Source organism: uncultured Ruminococcus sp. (assembly GCA_902785355.1).
GTDB lineage: Bacteria > Bacillota > Clostridia > Oscillospirales > Acutalibacteraceae > Ruminococcoides.
In genome coordinates, this window is sequence record CACZYF010000003.1 from 1 (window position 1) to 16,487 (window position 16,487).

The following is a 16,487-nucleotide window of genomic DNA, read 5'->3' on the forward strand; positions in this document are numbered from 1 at the left end:
AACCGGATATGCCTACCGAGTACAGCGAACGACGACGACAACACAGCTATGCGGAATATTACACAATAAATGTTAAAGTGTTTTAATGAATATTAGTATGAATCAGCAATGTAGATAAAGATCATATAAATCAAAAAGCTGCCGGACGAATCCGACAGCTTTAGGTATTGTGCTTGGTGTACAAAAAAGATTGTTTCCGCTCAAAATCCGTACAGTTTTGAATCCTCGAAGCGTTAAGCATTCATTTCGTTTAGAATATTATTCATATTTCGTCTGCCGTAAATAATCCTCAAAATGTGAATACATTCGTCGATCTCGTTCAATCTATAATAAAGCAAATAATTTGATATTGGTATCTTCCTGATACCTTTCTGTGTGATAAACTCGTTCTCGACCAATGAACCGCATTTCGGAAAATGTCTTATTTCTGAAATTGCCTTTTCCATCTTCTTCATAAAAGCTGACGCCGCATTTGGGTTATCAAGCGTATCGTTCATATAATGAAGAATCTCATCAAAATCCTTCTCGGCTTCACGGGTAAATGAATAATTATAAGCCATATTTCAATCTCATTTCCTGCATTACTTCATCACCGGAACGTGTATTTCCCTTTTCTGAATCCTCAATTCCTTTTGCGAGCGCAGCAGCTTCATACAGCTTATTCATTGTTCTTTCAAAGTACTCGATATCCATAACCACTAATCTGCCGTAGCCGTTCTTGGTTACAAAAACAGGACCATTTTCCTCACTGCAAAGAGCCTCAATTTTCACAGTATCTTTTAAATCTCTCATAGGAACGATTCGCATCATATCACCTCATTTGTATTGTGGCTATATTATACACTAAATATAGCCACAAGTCAATAATAAAGCAGAAAAAAGCTGCCGAACGAATCCGACAGCTTTCGATATTGGCTGGGAAGGCGGGGTTCGAACCCACGAATGACGGAGTCAAAGTCCGTTGCCTTACCGCTTGGCTACTTCCCAGCGACAGCTATAGTATAACATAATTTTTGATTATGTCAAGCGAGAATCATCAGGATTTCTCGGCAAGAAATCGCGCTTTGCGCGCATTTCGCATAGCCATCGCCTGTTTCTGCGCAGTAAAAAAGAGGCGGAGTCATCCCCGCCTCTCGTATTATGTATCAGATAGTTTCGATCGTCAGCTTCTCTCCGTCGGATGACAGAGCGATCGCGGAGATGCCCCCTTCTCCGTGGAGGATCATCTGCTCGGTGATCATGTCCTCGACCTCTTTGCGAATAAGGTTGCGCAGATCGCGCGCGCCGGACTGACCGTTGCAGGATTTCTCGGCAAGATACTTGCACGCTGACTCGTCAAAGCGGAAGGTGATCCCCTTCTCACGTAAGGTATCGACATATTCAGAGAGCATAAGATCGGCGATCTTGACAAAATCGTCGGCAGTAAGGCTCTTGAAGGCGATGATCTCATCCACACGGGCGATGAACTCGGGGCGCAGAAACTCGCGCAAGCCCTTCATCACGCGCTCGTGCTCGATATTCTCGGTACTCTTGGCAAAGCCGAGCGAGTTCTCAACACGATTGGAACCGGCGTTTGAGGTCATTACGATAACGGTGTTGGAAAAGTCGACCGTTCTGCCGTGAGCGTCGGTCAGCTTGCCTTCATCGAGAATCTGGAGCAGAATATTCATGACGTCGGGATGCGCCTTCTCGATCTCGTCAAACAGCAGTACCGAATACGGTCTGCGGCGCACCTTCTCGGTCACCTGGCCTGCCTCGTCATAGCCTACATAGCCGGGTGGCGATCCGATGATCTTGCTGACGGAGTGCTTCTCCATAAACTCGGACATATCCAGACGGATCAGCGTCTCGGGCGTATCAAACAGCTCCTGAGAAAGCACCTTGACCAGCTCAGTCTTGCCGACGCCGGTCGGTCCGACAAAGATGAAGGACGCGGGACGGCGGCGGGGCGAGATCTGAACGCGGGAGCGCTTGATCGCCTTTGCGAGGGCGTTGACCGCTTCATCCTGTCCGATGATCTTTTTCCTGAGGTGTTCCTCGATATCCTTGAGCTTCAAAAGCTCGTTCTCACGAACGCGGGACTGCGGGATACCCGTCCAAAGCTCGATGACGTTCGCCAGGTCGACCTCGGTCACCTCAGCGGTGAGGGTCGCTTCATCAAAACCGTTGAGGTGCTCGTCAACACGGGCAAGCTCGGACGTCACGGTCGCCAACGCCTCATAATCGATGGTTTCTTCGGACGAGAGCGCTTCTTTATTCGCCTGCAGCGCCTTCTTCTCGTCGATCAAGTCCTCGTACTGCTCGCGCTCCTTGTTGCGTAAGGAAGCGCAGGCGCAAGCTTCGTCGAGCAGGTCGATCGCCTTATCGGGCAGAAAACGATCGGTGATATAGCGCTCGGAGAACACTGCCGCCTTGCGGACGATATCCTCCCCTACCCTGACGTTATGATGCTTCTCGTAATATTCCTTGATACCGTTGAGGATATCGATAGTGTCGCCTATACTCGGCTCCGCCACCTTGACGGGCTGGAAACGGCGTTCCAAAGCGGAATCCTTCTCAATATACTTGCGGTATTCATTGAAGGTCGTCGCGCCGATAACCTGGATCTCGCCGCGGGACAAAGCGGGCTTCAGAATATTCGCGGCGTTCATCGTACCTTCGCTGTCACCGCCGCCGACCAGGTTATGTACCTCGTCGATGAACAGGATGATATTGCCGGCTTCCTTGACCTCCTTGGTCAAGCCCTTGATACGGCTCTCATACTGACCGCGGAACTGGGTACCGGCGATCAGTGCGGTAAGGTCAAGAAGCTGGATCTCCTTATCCTTGAGACGGTGAGGAACCTTGCCCTGCGCGATACGCAGCGCCAGTCCCTCGGCGATAGCGGTCTTTCCGACGCCGGGCTCACCGATCAGGCAGGGGTTGTTCTTGGTACGGCGGGACAGGATCTGGATGACGCGCTCGATCTCCTTATCTCTTCCGACAACATTATCGATCTTGCCGGTACGAGCCTTATGGGTCAGATCCTCGCAGTAGAGTCCGATATGCTTACGGTTCTTCTGCTTCTTCTCCTTACCCTGCTTTTTATCGGTGCCGTTCGACTGCGGCTTCTGAGCGCCGCCGAACATGTTGAAAAAATTCGGGAACGACGGTGCGCCGCCGGGGGTGAATTTATCATCGTCGTCATCATCTCCGTCGTCGGAGGGAGCGAGCTCAGCGGACTCGTTGGTCAATCCCATGCTCTGGGCAAGCTCGGACATATCACCCATATCTCCCATGTTCTCCATGATGGAATCCATCTGCTCCTGAACGTTCTCAAGATCATCGGGAGAGATGCCCATCTTCTGAATGATATCCTCAACGGGCTTGATACCCAGCTCTTTCGCACAGAGCAGGCAGTAGCCGCGCGGCTGGCTGTCGTTCTTGTTGCTGGATACAAACACCACTGCGGGGCGTTTATTACATCTGGAACAAATCATGTAAACACTCCTTTATTGTATTTACTGTTTATCGGTAATGGAAGCCTGTACCGATCCCTGATCGGATTCGGATTCCTTCAGCTGTCTCAGGATCTTGAAGAAAATGATCGCGTAATTGATAAGCGAGAAAATCATCATACCCGCCGTTACGCCGAGAACTGCAAGCGAAAGGGTCTCGTTATGATAATCAAAAATCGCCATCAACACAACCATGCCGACCGATATATAGAACATAAACGTGCTCAACTTGCCATACCATGATGACTTGGGCGGAATAACGCCCTTATTGATAATCAGCGTTCCGCCGATGATCATGAGGATATCCTTTAATACCATAATAATCATCAAAGGGAGCACGTACGGCTCTATCAATATCATACAGATACCCACCGCGATCAATGTCAGCTTATCGGCAAGAGGATCGAGCACCTTACCGAGCTCGCTCTCCTGATGGAACTTGCGGGCGATCATTCCGTCAAAGAAATCCGATATTCCGGACAGCGCAATGATCACGATCGCGGGGATATAGTTCCCGGTAATATATTTCGCCGCGATAAAGAACGCGACAAACGGGGTGATCAGGACGATCCGAGCAAATGAAATCGCGTTGGGAATCGTCATCAGATCCTTACTGATTACTTCGTTTTTACTTTCTTTCTTCATAATCTGAACCTCTGACATCCGGTCTCATCGATCAAGAAACATCATTACGACAATCCGATCGCTTTGAGAACGGTTGTGAATATATTACCACTGTAAAAGTGATAAAATATGAATGAATTGTAAATTGTTCTTTCATTAAGCCAATCGGGACCCGACTGCATATAAGGCAGAAGCAGTCTGAGCAGATACGCGAGCAGGCTAACCAATAAAAATGCGTCGACAACGCCAATCACGCCGCCGAGGAGTCGATTGATCCCGCGAAGCCCCGGCAGATCAAACACATGCGCCAGCGGCTTTGAGATAATCAAGCGGAACAGGATCATCAGCAGCAGAAAAAGCACTGCCGTCGCCAGAGCGGTGAGGATACCGATCGCAACGGGTTTGACCGCTTCACTGACAGCATTACATACAGCGGTAGGATCCTTTGCGGATGCAGCGAACGCAGACAGATCGATGTCAGCGCCCTTCATCATAGCGCCGAGCCATGAGGGGATCGAATCGACAGCACCCTTGACGTTTCCGGTAACAAGCGTAGAAAATGCCGATACGACCGCTTTATCGATCTCCGGTCTGACAAAGGTCTGATACAGCCATGCTGACATCAGCTTTCCCAAAGGGGCCGCGAGCGCATAAGCGATCAAGACGGAAATGAACCGCGCAATTGACCGTGCCGCGCCGCGATATGCGCTCACAATAATCAGTATGAGAAATATCGCGGCCATTATCACGTCATATATCATACGAGCCTCACAGACGGATCGAGTCGATATAGCCCGTACACAACACGTAGGCGTCGGAACCGGTATATAAAACGACGGTATGCGGGTCGGAACGAAGCTCCTTCTCGGAGATCTGTTTGCCGTCCTTTGAGTACAGAAGCACCGAATCACCGGTAAGCAGCGCCACACGACCTTTATAAGTTGAAAGATCCGTGATCTTCTCGTCTATATGGAAGCTCTTATCGGCTCTGCCGGAAGAATTGAACGTTACGATATCGCAGTTTCTGCCGTCGCCGGAGCCGGACAGGGAAATCGTAAAGGTATCGGTATCGGTGTTGATATCATACGCGGTCATCGACTTGCCCTCATAATCGATCGTTTCCATATTTCCGTTGCCGGTATTGATCACGTAAGCGGCAGAACGGCCCACAGCCGCAACGCTGTGATCGTTCATATAACACACATCATAGATGATATTGTTTTCGATCTGCTCCAGATACAGCGGCGTATCCTTAGTGAAATCCAGCACATACAGAGCGGCGATATCCATACCCTCGGACGCGGATAATCCGGATACGACAGCCTGTCTGCCGGTATTGCTCAGGGTCACGGAGGTAACATAGTAATCCGCAAAAGAATACGCGAAGATCTGATCATCGTCCTCGTTAAATACGTAAAGCTTACTCAGATAACCGCCGTTCTGCGTTACCAGCGCGTAAACGCCGGAATCGGTTATATCGGCAACCATGATATTATCCTTCGCTTCGAGTGTGCGGACGTTATGCTCTGCGTCAATCACCTGATAGCCTGTTCCGCCGAGATTATAAACCAGCGTTTGTTTCTTTCCGGAGACCAATACAGGATTGATAAACGAATGAGGCGACGTAAAAACGACCCTGCCGTAGTTATTCAGCTCTTGGGTCTTTGTATCGGAGGAATAACAGATATTAATCCCTTTACCGTAGAAATCGCCCGGACTGACGCTTTCACCGCTGATATCCAGCGGAAAGCGCTCGTCGCTGTTACGATTCAGCACACCATAGTTAAAAAAATTCGTGATACTCTGCAGAGAGAAGCGCGCGGGATTGGAAATCACGAAAACCACCGCGAACAGCAGAAGAACAATCACCGCGGCGGCGATGATACGCCTTTTATGAATCTTGACGAAGCTGTTCTTAGGTGCAGAAGACTCGTCGGAGGCTGACGCATTATCTCTAAGCGAATCGGGATCGCGGTCGTCTGTATGAACGGCGTTATGGTTGTTTTTCCGCTGTTTTTTCATCAGCTTCTCGAGCCTTTTGGCATTCTTTTCTTTCAGGCGCCGATCCTTTTCAAGCTGTTTTTCCCGCTTCTTTCGCTCACGGAGCAGTTCTTTCTCTGAGGGAGTCTTTTCTTTCTTAGGCTTTTTCTCCTTCTCAGGCTTCGGATTATTTTTAATGTTATTCGGTTTTTCTTTCTGCTTTGGCTGCTTTTGAAGCTTCTCGATCACCTTAGTAGCTTCTATATCATCAGCAAAGCGCCTTCCTTGTCTTTCCATATTCTCACCTGAATCAAAGATTGTGGGTTATTGATTGGTTGAACCTGCCGTAATTTCAGGGATTATTGAAACGGCAGTGTATCAATAGAATACTTTATTCAAATACAGTCCGCACGCGGGAGCGGTACCGCCCGCTCTGCCGCGATCCTCCGCCGCAATGATCTCAGGCAAAGCCCCCTGCGGGATGCGCCCCTGACCGATCGCGAGCAGCGTACCGACCATGATACGCACCATATTATAAAGGAATCCGTCGGCGGCAACCGTAAAGGTCACCAGATCGCCTTCCCGCTCAACACGGAAATACTGCACCGTTCGGGTAAAATCGCCCTTCTCGCGCTTATCGAGGGTACAGAAAGAGGTGAAATCATGCGATCCGACAAACGCCTGTGCCTCACGGTTGAGCATATCGACGTCCATATCATAACGGTAATGGAGCGCCAGTCCGTTGAGGAACGGATTGCGAACGCGGCTGTTCCACACCTTGTAGACATATTCCTTGCCCTTGCAGGAATAACGGGCATGAAAGTCGTCGGGAACATCTACGACGCCGAACACCGCGACATCATCCGGAAGATAGCGGTTCATCGCAAGCATCAGATGATCGTTCGTGATCGGATGTCTGAGTTTCAAGGACACGCAGTACATGTTGGCGTGAACGCCGCTGTCGGTACGGGAACAGCCCTTGATATCGGGGCGTTCGCCGATGATCTGAAACAGCGCGTCCTGAAAGACCTCCTGCACGGTCACGGCGTTGCTCTGTATCTGCCAGCCGTGGAGGTTCTTGCCGCAATATGCAAGAGTTAACAGTATATTTCTCATAGTATATGACCCATAAAAACATCCAGCAGAACAATTCCGGCTATCAGCACAATACCCAGCGCAATCGCAACAGCGTCACGCTTTGACATATGGAGCTGCTTCATACGGGTTCTGCCGTCGCCGCCTCTGTAGCAGCGACATTCCATCGCGACCGCCAGCTCATATGCGCGGCGAAACGCGGAAACAAACAGCGGCACCAGTACGGGTACCATCGCGCGGATACGCGAAAAGAGGCTGCCGCTCTCCATATCCGCGCCGCGGGCTTTCTGCGCCGCCATGATCTTATCGGTTTCCTCCAATAAGGTCGGCACAAAACGCAGGGCGATCGTCATCATCATCGCGATCTCATGCACCTTGATATGAAAGACGGTCAGCGGCTTCATCAGCCGTTCCAGAGCGTCGGTCAGATCGGTCGGAGATGTGGTGAAGGTCAGCACGGAGCTTAAGAGTATCAGGCAAACGATCCTTACACAGACGAAAACGGCGTTATGGATGCCTGCCCAGGTAACCTTGATGATCCACCACTGAAAGATCGGCTCGCCTGTTCCGTAAAACAGGTTCAAGATCGAAGTGATAAGTACGATGACGATAATCACCTTGAGGCTCTTGAGGTACATTTTAAGCGGTACCTTCGTCATCAATACGATAGCGAATACCGAGGCGCCCATCAAGGCGAGGGCATAATAATTGAACGTGCAGAAAACCAGCACGATATAAGCGATCAGGCTGATAATCTTGACGCGGGGATCAAGACGATGTATCAGCGAATCGGTCGGGAAGTACTGTCCGAGCGTGATATCTCTCATAGACGTCCCTCCCTCTTCAAATACTCGGTGATCTCTTCGACCGCCTTTTCCACGGTCAGGGTACCTTTTTCAAGCGGTACGCCGGCAGCGGAAAGCGAATCGACGATCGAGGTGATCTGCGGCACGCGGAGTCCCATTGCGCGCAGCTTCTCTCCCTGTGAAAAGACCTTTTGGGTCGTATCGAACATTTCGAGATGAGCGTGATTCATGACCAGCGCCTTGTCGCAGACCGTCGCCACATCCTCCATCGAGTGGGAGACCAGCAGAACGGTGTTGCCGCGCTGTTCATGATAGCGATAGATCTGGGTCAGCAGAACGTCCCTGCCCAAGGGGTCGAGACCCGCGCAGGGCTCATCGAGGATCAGGATATCGGGATCCATGGCGATCACACCCGCGATCGCGGCGCGGCGCTTCTCTCCGCCCGAAAGATCGAAGGGAGATTTCTCAAGCAGCTCGGGCTTGAGTCCGACGAAGTTCGCAGCGTCGATAACGCGCTTCCTGACCTCGTCGGGGCTGAGTCCCATATTCATCGGGCCGAAGGCGATATCCTTCTCGACCGTTTCTTCAAACAGCTGATACTCGGGATACTGGAACACCAGTCCCACCTTAAAGCGGATCCTTCGTATCTCCTTGGGCTTCTCCCAAATATCCGCGCCGTCAAGCAGAACCGCTCCCGAGGTGGGACGGATCAGCCCGTTGAGCATCTGCACCAGCGTAGATTTACCGGAACCGGTATGTCCGATAATGCCGACAAAATCACCCTTCTCAACAGAAAAGCTGACATGATCGACCGCTGTATTTTCAAAGGGTGTGCCCTGTGAATAGACGTATGACAGCTCCTGTACCTGTAACAGACTCACAGCATCACCTCCCTGAGCATGGAAACGCAATCCTCCTCTGTAAGAGGCAGCCGTTCGAGGGGTACGCCGCAGGCGCGCAGCTTATGGCACAGCTCGGTCGCCTGAGGGACGTCGAGTCGATGCTTCTTCAACAGCTCCACCTGAGAAAAGACCTCTTCGGCGGTGCCGGAGGTGACGAAGCTGCCGCTGTCGACGACATAGACCGTATCGGCATGAACAGCCTCATCCATATAATGAGTAATCATCACAATCGTGATGCCGTATTCTTTATTGAGCTTCTTGATGGTCGAGAGAACCTCTTCTCTGCCCTTGGGGTCGAGCATAGCGGTCGGCTCATCGAGCACGATACAGTCGGGTCTCATCGCGATGATGCCCGCGATGGCGACGCGCTGCTTCTGTCCGCCGCTGAGCTTGTAAGGCGCTTTGAGGCGATGATCGTACATATCGACCGCCTTGAGCGCTTCATCCACACGCACGCGGATCTCATCGGCGGGGATCCCGAGGTTTTCGGGTCCGAAGGCGACGTCCTCCTCGACGACGCTCGCGACAAGCTGATTGTCGGGATTCTGCAGCACCAGTCCGACCTTACTGCGAATATCATAGGTCAGACTCTCATCGGAAGTATCCATACCGTCGACGAATACCTTGCCCTTCTGCGGAACGAGCAGGGCGTTGAGGAGCTTCGCGATCGTGCTTTTGCCTGAGCCGTTATGTCCGAGCAGGGCGACAAATTCGCCTTTCTTTATCTCAAAGGATATATCATTCAGTACTTGCCGGCTGTTTTCTTCTTCAGCGTACTGAAAGCTCACGTTTTGTACAGAAATAAATTCCATATACTCTCCAAATTAACGGCGCGTCATCTGCGCCAGATTGCGGTCGAGCCGCACGGGAGGGTCAGCCCCGTATCGGTCACAGACAGCCCGATCTCATCGGAGCTGACCTCGCCGCCGAAGCGGCTCTTGATGACCGTACCCAGGATGTATTCCATCACCGAGGGCGACAGCCCCGTGGTGTAGGAGTTAAGGATCACAAACTTTGCGTCATCAGATAAAACATCTGCGCATAATTCGATAAAAGAATATAGCTGTTCTTCCAGCTTCCATATCTCGCCGGAAGGTCCTCTGCCGTATGACGGAGGATCGAGGATGATCCCGTCGTAAAAACGGCCTCTGCGAATCTCTCGGGCAACAAACTTGCCGCAATCGTCCACGATCCAGCGGACAGGCTTATCGATCACGCCGGAGGAAGCGGCGTTTTCCTTCGCCCATGCGACCATACCCTTGGACGCGTCGACATGACAGACCTTCGCGCCTGCTTTAAGGGCTGATATCGTCGCACAGCCGGTGTAGCCGAAGAGGTTCAACACGTTCAGCTGTCTGTCGCTGCCGCGAATAATATCACAGGCAAAATCCCAGTTGACCGCCTGCTCCGGAAAGATACCGGTATGCTTGAAGCCCATCGGCTTAACGTTAAAGACCAGATCGCGGTACTTTATTTGCCATGAATCGGGGATTCTCTTATATACCTGCCACTTTCCGCCGCCTGTATTCGAACGGTGGTAACGGGCATGTGCATTGTGCCAAAGCGGATTTTTTCGCTCGGTGTTCCAGATGACCTGCGGGTCGGGACGGATCAGGATGATATCGCCCCAGCGCTCGAGTCGCTCGCCCGAGGAGGAATCGATGAGCTCATAATCACGCCAAAAATCAGATTTTCTCATATTATTTCACACTATTAAATAGACTATCAGTCGGGATTATCGCGGTAAGATACACACACTATCCCTCATGATGACTTTTATCAGTCAAACAGACTGCCCTGAGCCGCGGCGGTATTTGCGGGCACCTTATAGCCGAGGTGTTCGTAAGCGGCCGCGGTAACGCATCTGCCGCGCGGGGTACGGGACAAGAAGCCGATCTGCATGAGGTACGGCTCGTAAACGTCCTCGATGGTAACCGCCTCTTCACCGATCGCCGCGGCGAGGGTCTCCAGTCCGACGGGACCTCCGCGATAATACTTGATCATCGCTTCAAGCATCCGGCGGTCGTTCTGATCAAGACCGAGCTCGTCGATCTCCAGACGGTCGAGCGCTGTCTGCGCAACCTCAACGGTTATTACGCCGTCCGAGATGACCTCGGAGAAGTCGCGGACACGCTTCAAGAGGCGGTTCGCGATTCGCGGCGTACCGCGCGAACGTGACGCAAGCTCCAAAGCGCCGTCCTCATCGATCTTGATACCGAGGATATTCGCCGAGCGGGTGATGATCTGCGCAAGTTCCTCAGGCGTGTACATTTCAAGACGTAATACTACGCCGAAACGGTCGCGCAGAGGGGCTGTCAGCTGACCCGCGCGGGTAGTAGCGCCGACGAGCGTGAAACGCGGCAGCGGCAAATGATAGGAAGCCGCCATCTGACCCTTACCCGTGATGATATCGATCGCGAAGTCCTCCATCGAGGGATAGAGGATCTCCTCTACCGAACGCGACAAGCGGTGGATCTCGTCGATAAACAGCACGTCGCCGGGATTGAGGTTGGTGAGCAGCGCCGCGAGATCGCCGGGCTTTTCGATCGCCGGACCGGAGGTGATACGGATATTCACGCCCATCTCGTTGGCGATGATGCCCGAGAGAGTGGTTTTGCCGAGTCCGGGAGGGCCGTACAGCAGAACGTGGTCGAGGGACTCGCCGCGCTTCTTCGCCGCTTCAATGAAAATTTTCAGGTTCTCCTTCGCCTTGTCCTGACCGATGTACTCGTCCAGCGTCTTGGGACGCAGGGGGTTATCGGAGTCAAGCGCGTCGGAGGGTATCTCGGAGGTATCCATGATACGATCCTCGAAATCCATTTCAAAATCAGTATTATAATCCATTCAGAATTGTCCTTTATTCAATAATCGTTTAGCATTGCCGCAGCTCTGACGTGCTTCGCAACGACATTTATAATCAAGCCATCTGTTTCAAGGTCGCCGCGATCATCGCTTCGACCGACATGTTCGGATCGAGCCGAGAGAGGATCGGAGTCACGTCGGCGGCGGAATAGCCGAGCACCGCAAGCGCCGCGACTGCCTTCGGTATGTTGCCTGTATCGGCGATCACCGTACCCTTGCTGCCGGGATCAAAGCCTTCTGTTGTCGCGACGGACCGGATCTTGTCCTTGAGCTCAAGGACGATACGCTGAGCAAGCTTGGGGCCGACGCCCGAGGCGCGGGTCAAAGTCTTGCTGTCGCCGGCGGAAACCGCCATCGCGATCTGCTCGGAACTTAGCTCTGAAAGGATCGCCAGCGCGACCTTAGGGCCTACTCCGGTAATTCCGATCAACAGCTTGAAGGTAGAAAGCTCGCCCTTACTCGCAAAGCCGAAGAGCTCCATCGCGTCCTCGCGGACATTCATATAAGTGTACAGCATGACCTCGCTGTTCAGCTTCAGGGTCTTCTGGGTCGAGATAGAGGTCTGCACACGATAGCCGACTCCCCCGCACTCGACAACGGCGATACCCGCGTCCATCAAGATCAGCGTTCCGCGAACGGAATATATCATTACTTAATCCCTCGTTTCATCATATAATCACGCAGTCCGGTACCCGCCGCCTGAGTATGCGTGATGGCAATCGCCAGCGCGTCGGCGGTATCGTCGGGCTTGGGGACTTCTTTCAGATGGAGCAGCCTGCGAGTCATCTCCATCACCTGCGGCTTGAGCGCCTTACCGTAGCCGGTGACGGCGGTCTTGACCTGCAGAGGCGTGTACTCATACACGGGAACCCCCGCCTGCTGAGCGGCGAGCAGAATCACGCCGCGCGCCTCCGCGACATAGATAGCGGTAGTCGTGTTGGTGTTGAAATAGAGCTTCTCGATCGAAACCGCGTCAGGCTTGCTGTGCTGCAGCAGCTCGACGGTATCATCGTAGATCTGCTTGAGTCGAAGGTTAAAATCAGTATGCGCCTCGGTCGTGATCGCACCGAAGGCGACAGGTCGGAAGGTCACGCCTTTATATTCAATTACGCCCCATCCGACGATCGCGTAGCCGGGATCGATTCCGAGAATAATCAAGCTGTATTTCTCCTTATAACGCAAAATAGTACTTTTACGCACATTATGACAGTTTATTATAGCATACTTCATAACACCGTGCAACCAAAAAAGAAAAAAAGTCGCAATAAACTGCGACTTTCTTGTGGATGATTCTTTATTCAGTTTGACTATTTTGCGACGGCCTTTCTGACGGTATGGAACACTACCGCCCCGACCAGATTACCGAGGGTGACGAGCAGAATGTAAACGATACCTTTTCCGCTGTAGAGCATGTTGGAAGCGGCAAAGTAAAACATATCCGCGATACTGTGCTCAAATCCGCAGAGGATGAATGCGGGAACACAGGTAAAGACCAGGAGATATTTGTGAATGGGCGTCTTGTCACTGTCGCTTTTGAAGTTATCGACCGCGATATAGACGAGGATTCCGCACAACGCGCCGAGGATGATCGTCTGCCACGGGGCTTGTCCGAGCTTCGCTTCACACAGCGTCACCGCAACATCATGAAGATTCGGCTTTGCCGCGCCGACGGCAACACCCATCAGCATACAGCCGAGGATATTTCCGATCCAGATTATCAGAAGGTAAGGGATATATTTCAAAGGTTTATTCTCTAAGAGATACGCCGATTTACCCGTGAACAGCAGAAAACCGAACATCAGAATGACGGTCAGTCCAAGTGAAAACAGGAAAGCACCGAGAGGCGCTTTCTCAACCGCGACGCACGCGAGATATACGCCGCCGCCGAATGAGATCATGATACCCGCCATCACAGCGGAAAAGAGATTTTTTACAAACGTCATTTTTAACCCTCCGTTATCTTTTGCAGCGTGATCGCGCTGCCGTTGCTGCTCAGCTCGATCCTGTCGCCGTACAGCCGATAGCCGAACCGATAATCCGAGCCTGTCGAACGGTCGCAGATCAGGAGTGAATCATCCGTGACGGCATAGATCCCGCGGATCGTCAGCTCCGCTCCCCCTGAGCTGACGGACAGACAGCCATCGTCACCGTCAAAGGACAGATCAGCTGTTTTTCCGTTCTCTTCCTCACAGCGCCAGTGATACAGCGTGAGTTCATCGGCAGAATTGCGGATCACCGGCGTACACGCGACAAGCGTGAACATACACAGGATCAAAACCGAAATCAAAAAAAGCTTACCGCGCATAACCATCACCCGATCCAGTTTATGCGCGGCGTAAAAGCATTATGATTATGAGTTGCGTTCCCTCATGCGGGTCGCCTGAAAGCCCTGGGTCGTCATGAACATGCAGACAAGGTTGATGATCAGCGTGACCAGCGCTCCGAAGCCGAGGCTGCCGCCGATACCGAAGGTGATCACGATCGCGCAGATCATACAGCATGAGCCGCTAACGATCCACTTGATCTTCGACTTTCTGTCAAGCAGGCAGAAGAAGAAGCAAACAAGCGGGAAAACGACCAGGATTCCGCCCATGATCGCCAGAGCGATATCGCCCTTCTGTGTGTAGCCGTCGGGCTGGACAAGCAGATTGAACGCCGTAACGGAGGCAAGCTTGCCGTTCTCGGCATGCCCCTGTACAAAGGGGAAGGTCGTGACAAAGGTCTGGATAAAATACATGACTACTAAAAACCAGCGGATATGTTTCTCGGATTTAGACTCGATATTCGTCTCTACCGATACCAATTTCGACATAATGCACCTCGATTACTTTGATACTGTCAGTTATTTTATCACAACTCGGCGAACAATTCAACCGGTTTTAGAAAAAGATGATAATCCGTTCGCTCTGAGCGGCAGGTGTATCCGATTGATATGCCCTGCCCTCGCTCCGCGACTCCTCCCCTCTCAGGGACTGTAATCCATAAAATGATGAATAATTTGTGAATTGACATTCCGAAAAAAGGTGTTATACTCTTAGGAGATTCCAATAAAGGAGGTCATACGATGCATTGGATTCACGACGCAGTTATGTATAACATTTACCCGCTCGGCTTCTGCGGAGCGCCAAAGGAAAACGACTTTCAGCTGACCTATCGGCTGGACAAGATCTATGACTTTATCCCCCATTTCAAGAAAATGGGCGTAAATACGATCGTTTTTAACCCCGTATTCGAGAGCACCAGACACGGCTACGATACCATCGACTACCGCAAAATCGACAGCCGACTGGGTGACAACGAAAGCTTCAAGAAGATCTGCGATACCTTACATCAGAACGGCATCCGCGTCATCCTCGACGGCGTATTCAACCACGTCGGCCGCGACTTCTTCGCCTTTAAAGATATTCAGGAGCACGGGATGGGCTCACCCTATACCTCGTGGTTTCAAAACATCCGCTTCGATCAGCAGAGTCCCTACGGCGATCACTTCAGCTATGAGGGCTGGGCGGGCTTCTACGATCTGGTCAAGCTGAATTTACAGAATAACGACGTCGTTGAGCATCTGCTGGACGCTGTCCGCTACTGGATCAATGAGTTCGGTATAGACGGATTAAGGCTCGACGCCGCAAACGTCATGGACGTCAACTTCTTCAAGCGGCTGAAATGGACGTGCAGAGAATTAAAGCCGGACTTCTGGATGTACGGCGAGATCGTCGGCGGCGACTATAACCGTATCGCCAACAATGAAATGCTCGATTCCGTCACGAACTATGAGATCTACAAAGGTCTTTACTCCTGTCACAACGACCGCAACTACTTTGAGTTTGCTCACTCCATCGATCGGCAGTGCGGTGACTGGGGCATGTACAAAAATCTGTATATGTATAACTTTGCCGATAATCACGACGTCACAAGACTCGCGAGCATCATTCGGGACAAAGCGCTGCTGAAAAATGTGTACACCATGCTCTATACGATGCCCGGCGTGCCGTCCGTTTACTACGGCAGTGAATTCGGTATGGAGGGTCGCAAGCAGCAGCACTCCGACGATGATCTGCGCCGCGAGTTGAACCTCAACGCCTTGGAAAACCCCGACTACAGCCTCTTTGAGCACATCTGCAAGCTCGGCAGGCTCAAGCACGCGCTGGACGCACTGCACACCGGTAAGTATAAAAACGAGCTGATCCAGCTCGAGTACATGTGCTTCTCGATGAAGTCGGACTCTCAGAAGCTGTACGTCATGCTTAACCAGAGCGGCGAATATCGAAAAATCGGCATCAACACCGGCTTCAACGGCGTGCTGACCGATGTGCTGAACGATAATCAGCAGTATGGCTGCAACGGGTGGTTCGAGATCGACATACCGCCGATGAGCTCGATGATACTCGTCGAGAACGACGGTTCCTTCCGTGTGGATATGAGCTTTGAGGAGGCTTCTCCCGTTCCCCGCCCCGAGCATGAACCGGTTGAGCAGACAAAAGCAGAGCCGGAGCTTGTCCCCGAGGAGATTGTGAAGGGTAAATACAGACACTTCAAGGGCAACGAGTACGAGGTCATCGACTTCGCGAAGGACAGCGAAACGACCGAGACCATGGTCATCTATCGCGCACTGTACGGCGATCACGGGTTGTGGGTCCGCCCCTACAAGATGTTCCAGGAGATCATCGAACGCGACGGTAAAAAGATGCGCCGATTCGAAAAGATCGACTAAGTAAACGTGT

General features: G+C 51.8%; 18 protein-coding genes and 1 tRNA gene. 1 reads left to right on the forward strand and 18 read right to left on the reverse strand.

Features of this window, described 5'->3' with window-relative positions; translation table 11 throughout:
• Nucleotides 1–233: 233 nt before the first annotated feature.
• The 18 genes from R2I50_RS01105 to R2I50_RS01190 all read right to left on the reverse strand — a co-directional run bounded on the left by R2I50_RS01105 (nucleotide 234) and on the right by R2I50_RS01190 (nucleotide 14,578).
• Entirely contained in the window at nucleotides 234–560 is a 327-nt protein-coding gene (locus tag R2I50_RS01105) for a type II toxin-antitoxin system RelE/ParE family toxin (RefSeq protein ID WP_316607226.1), read from the reverse strand.
• A complete protein-coding gene (locus R2I50_RS01110; protein WP_316607227.1) occupies nucleotides 550–810 on the reverse strand; it encodes a type II toxin-antitoxin system Phd/YefM family antitoxin in 261 nt (86 codons plus the stop codon). Before R2I50_RS01110 ends, R2I50_RS01105 begins: the two co-directional genes overlap by 11 nt.
• Nucleotides 811–912: 102 nt before the next feature.
• Nucleotides 913–987, reverse strand: a tRNA-Gln gene (locus R2I50_RS01115).
• 158 nt (nucleotides 988–1,145) lie between these two features.
• On the reverse strand, nucleotides 1,146–3,479 hold the full coding sequence (locus R2I50_RS01120; RefSeq protein WP_316607229.1) for an ATP-dependent Clp protease ATP-binding subunit: 2,334 nt from the start codon (nucleotides 3,477–3,479) through the stop codon (nucleotides 1,146–1,148).
• Nucleotides 3,480–3,500: 21 nt separating this feature from the next.
• Complete coding sequence (locus R2I50_RS01125; protein ID WP_316607230.1) at nucleotides 3,501–4,142, reverse strand: CDP-alcohol phosphatidyltransferase family protein; 642 nt, start codon at nucleotides 4,140–4,142, stop codon at nucleotides 3,501–3,503.
• Between the two features lie 44 nt (nucleotides 4,143–4,186).
• A complete protein-coding gene (locus R2I50_RS01130) occupies nucleotides 4,187–4,744 on the reverse strand; it encodes a CvpA family protein (RefSeq protein WP_316607231.1) in 558 nt (185 codons plus the stop codon).
• Between the two features lie 145 nt (nucleotides 4,745–4,889).
• Nucleotides 4,890–6,398, reverse strand: coding sequence for a DUF5711 family protein (locus R2I50_RS01135; RefSeq protein ID WP_316607232.1), 1,509 nt, complete (start codon nucleotides 6,396–6,398; stop codon nucleotides 4,890–4,892).
• A gap of 81 nt (nucleotides 6,399–6,479) precedes the next feature.
• Nucleotides 6,480–7,217, reverse strand: a complete 738-nt coding sequence (truA, locus tag R2I50_RS01140) for a tRNA pseudouridine(38-40) synthase TruA (protein WP_316607233.1) — start codon at nucleotides 7,215–7,217, stop codon at nucleotides 6,480–6,482.
• The gene (locus R2I50_RS01145; protein ID WP_316607234.1) at nucleotides 7,214–8,023 is read right to left on the reverse strand and encodes an energy-coupling factor transporter transmembrane component T; all 810 of its coding nucleotides are present in this window, start codon (nucleotides 8,021–8,023) and stop codon (nucleotides 7,214–7,216) included. Before R2I50_RS01145 ends, truA begins: the two co-directional genes overlap by 4 nt.
• The gene (locus tag R2I50_RS01150) at nucleotides 8,020–8,883 is read right to left on the reverse strand and encodes an energy-coupling factor transporter ATPase (RefSeq protein WP_316607235.1); all 864 of its coding nucleotides are present in this window, start codon (nucleotides 8,881–8,883) and stop codon (nucleotides 8,020–8,022) included. The genes R2I50_RS01145 and R2I50_RS01150 overlap by 4 nt, the downstream gene beginning before the upstream one ends.
• On the reverse strand, nucleotides 8,880–9,716 hold the full coding sequence (locus R2I50_RS01155) for an energy-coupling factor transporter ATPase (protein ID WP_316607236.1): 837 nt from the start codon (nucleotides 9,714–9,716) through the stop codon (nucleotides 8,880–8,882). Before R2I50_RS01155 ends, R2I50_RS01150 begins: the two co-directional genes overlap by 4 nt.
• Before the next feature lie 23 nt (nucleotides 9,717–9,739).
• Nucleotides 9,740–10,603: a class I SAM-dependent methyltransferase gene (locus tag R2I50_RS01160; protein ID WP_316607237.1), complete on the reverse strand. Its 864-nt coding sequence runs from the start codon at nucleotides 10,601–10,603 to the stop codon at nucleotides 9,740–9,742.
• A gap of 80 nt (nucleotides 10,604–10,683) precedes the next feature.
• Nucleotides 10,684–11,748, reverse strand: coding sequence for a Holliday junction branch migration DNA helicase RuvB (gene ruvB / locus R2I50_RS01165; RefSeq protein ID WP_316607239.1), 1,065 nt, complete (start codon nucleotides 11,746–11,748; stop codon nucleotides 10,684–10,686).
• A gap of 73 nt (nucleotides 11,749–11,821) precedes the next feature.
• The gene (gene ruvA, locus R2I50_RS01170) at nucleotides 11,822–12,415 is read right to left on the reverse strand and encodes a Holliday junction branch migration protein RuvA (RefSeq protein WP_316607240.1); all 594 of its coding nucleotides are present in this window, start codon (nucleotides 12,413–12,415) and stop codon (nucleotides 11,822–11,824) included.
• The gene (gene ruvC / locus R2I50_RS01175) at nucleotides 12,415–12,924 is read right to left on the reverse strand and encodes a crossover junction endodeoxyribonuclease RuvC (protein ID WP_316607241.1); all 510 of its coding nucleotides are present in this window, start codon (nucleotides 12,922–12,924) and stop codon (nucleotides 12,415–12,417) included. Before ruvC ends, ruvA begins: the two co-directional genes overlap by 1 nt.
• Nucleotides 12,925–13,073: 149 nt before the next feature.
• Nucleotides 13,074–13,709 (reverse strand): formate/nitrite transporter family protein, encoded by a 636-nt coding sequence (locus tag R2I50_RS01180; protein ID WP_316607242.1) that lies wholly within the window; start codon nucleotides 13,707–13,709, stop codon nucleotides 13,074–13,076.
• A 2-nt stretch (nucleotides 13,710–13,711) separates the two neighbouring features.
• Nucleotides 13,712–14,071, reverse strand: coding sequence for a hypothetical protein (locus tag R2I50_RS01185; RefSeq protein ID WP_316607243.1), 360 nt, complete (start codon nucleotides 14,069–14,071; stop codon nucleotides 13,712–13,714).
• Nucleotides 14,072–14,116: 45 nt separating this feature from the next.
• Nucleotides 14,117–14,578: a hypothetical protein gene (locus R2I50_RS01190; RefSeq protein WP_316607244.1), complete on the reverse strand. Its 462-nt coding sequence runs from the start codon at nucleotides 14,576–14,578 to the stop codon at nucleotides 14,117–14,119.
• A gap of 252 nt (nucleotides 14,579–14,830) precedes the next feature.
• On the opposite strand from R2I50_RS01190, the gene R2I50_RS01195 reads away from it, so the two are divergent.
• Nucleotides 14,831–16,477 (forward strand): DUF1653 domain-containing protein, encoded by a 1,647-nt coding sequence (locus R2I50_RS01195; RefSeq protein WP_316607245.1) that lies wholly within the window; start codon nucleotides 14,831–14,833, stop codon nucleotides 16,475–16,477.
• The last annotated feature ends 10 nt before the right edge of the window (nucleotides 16,478–16,487 follow it).

Coding starts and splice junctions, on each gene's coding strand:
- ruvB (WP_316607239.1), bottom strand. CDS start 11,748: ATGGATTATAATACTGATTTTGAAATGGATTTCGAGGATCGTATCATG.
- R2I50_RS01155 (WP_316607236.1), bottom strand. CDS start 9,716: ATGGAATTTATTTCTGTACAAAACGTGAGCTTTCAGTACGCTGAAGAA.
- R2I50_RS01125 (WP_316607230.1), bottom strand. CDS start 4,142: ATGAAGAAAGAAAGTAAAAACGAAGTAATCAGTAAGGATCTGATGACG.
- truA (WP_316607233.1), bottom strand. CDS start 7,217: ATGAGAAATATACTGTTAACTCTTGCATATTGCGGCAAGAACCTCCAC.
- R2I50_RS01190 (WP_316607244.1), bottom strand. CDS start 14,578: ATGTCGAAATTGGTATCGGTAGAGACGAATATCGAGTCTAAATCCGAG.
- ruvA (WP_316607240.1), bottom strand. CDS start 12,415: ATGATATATTCCGTTCGCGGAACGCTGATCTTGATGGACGCGGGTATC.
- R2I50_RS01105 (WP_316607226.1), bottom strand. CDS start 560: ATGGCTTATAATTATTCATTTACCCGTGAAGCCGAGAAGGATTTTGAT.
- R2I50_RS01145 (WP_316607234.1), bottom strand. CDS start 8,023: ATGAGAGATATCACGCTCGGACAGTACTTCCCGACCGATTCGCTGATA.
- R2I50_RS01120 (WP_316607229.1), bottom strand. CDS start 3,479: ATGATTTGTTCCAGATGTAATAAACGCCCCGCAGTGGTGTTTGTATCC.
- R2I50_RS01135 (WP_316607232.1), bottom strand. CDS start 6,398: ATGGAAAGACAAGGAAGGCGCTTTGCTGATGATATAGAAGCTACTAAG.
- R2I50_RS01180 (WP_316607242.1), bottom strand. CDS start 13,709: ATGACGTTTGTAAAAAATCTCTTTTCCGCTGTGATGGCGGGTATCATG.
- R2I50_RS01195 (WP_316607245.1), top strand. CDS start 14,831: ATGCATTGGATTCACGACGCAGTTATGTATAACATTTACCCGCTCGGC.
- R2I50_RS01160 (WP_316607237.1), bottom strand. CDS start 10,603: ATGAGAAAATCTGATTTTTGGCGTGATTATGAGCTCATCGATTCCTCC.
- R2I50_RS01110 (WP_316607227.1), bottom strand. CDS start 810: ATGATGCGAATCGTTCCTATGAGAGATTTAAAAGATACTGTGAAAATT.
- R2I50_RS01130 (WP_316607231.1), bottom strand. CDS start 4,744: ATGTCAGCATGGCTGTATCAGACCTTTGTCAGACCGGAGATCGATAAA.
- R2I50_RS01185 (WP_316607243.1), bottom strand. CDS start 14,071: ATGCGCGGTAAGCTTTTTTTGATTTCGGTTTTGATCCTGTGTATGTTC.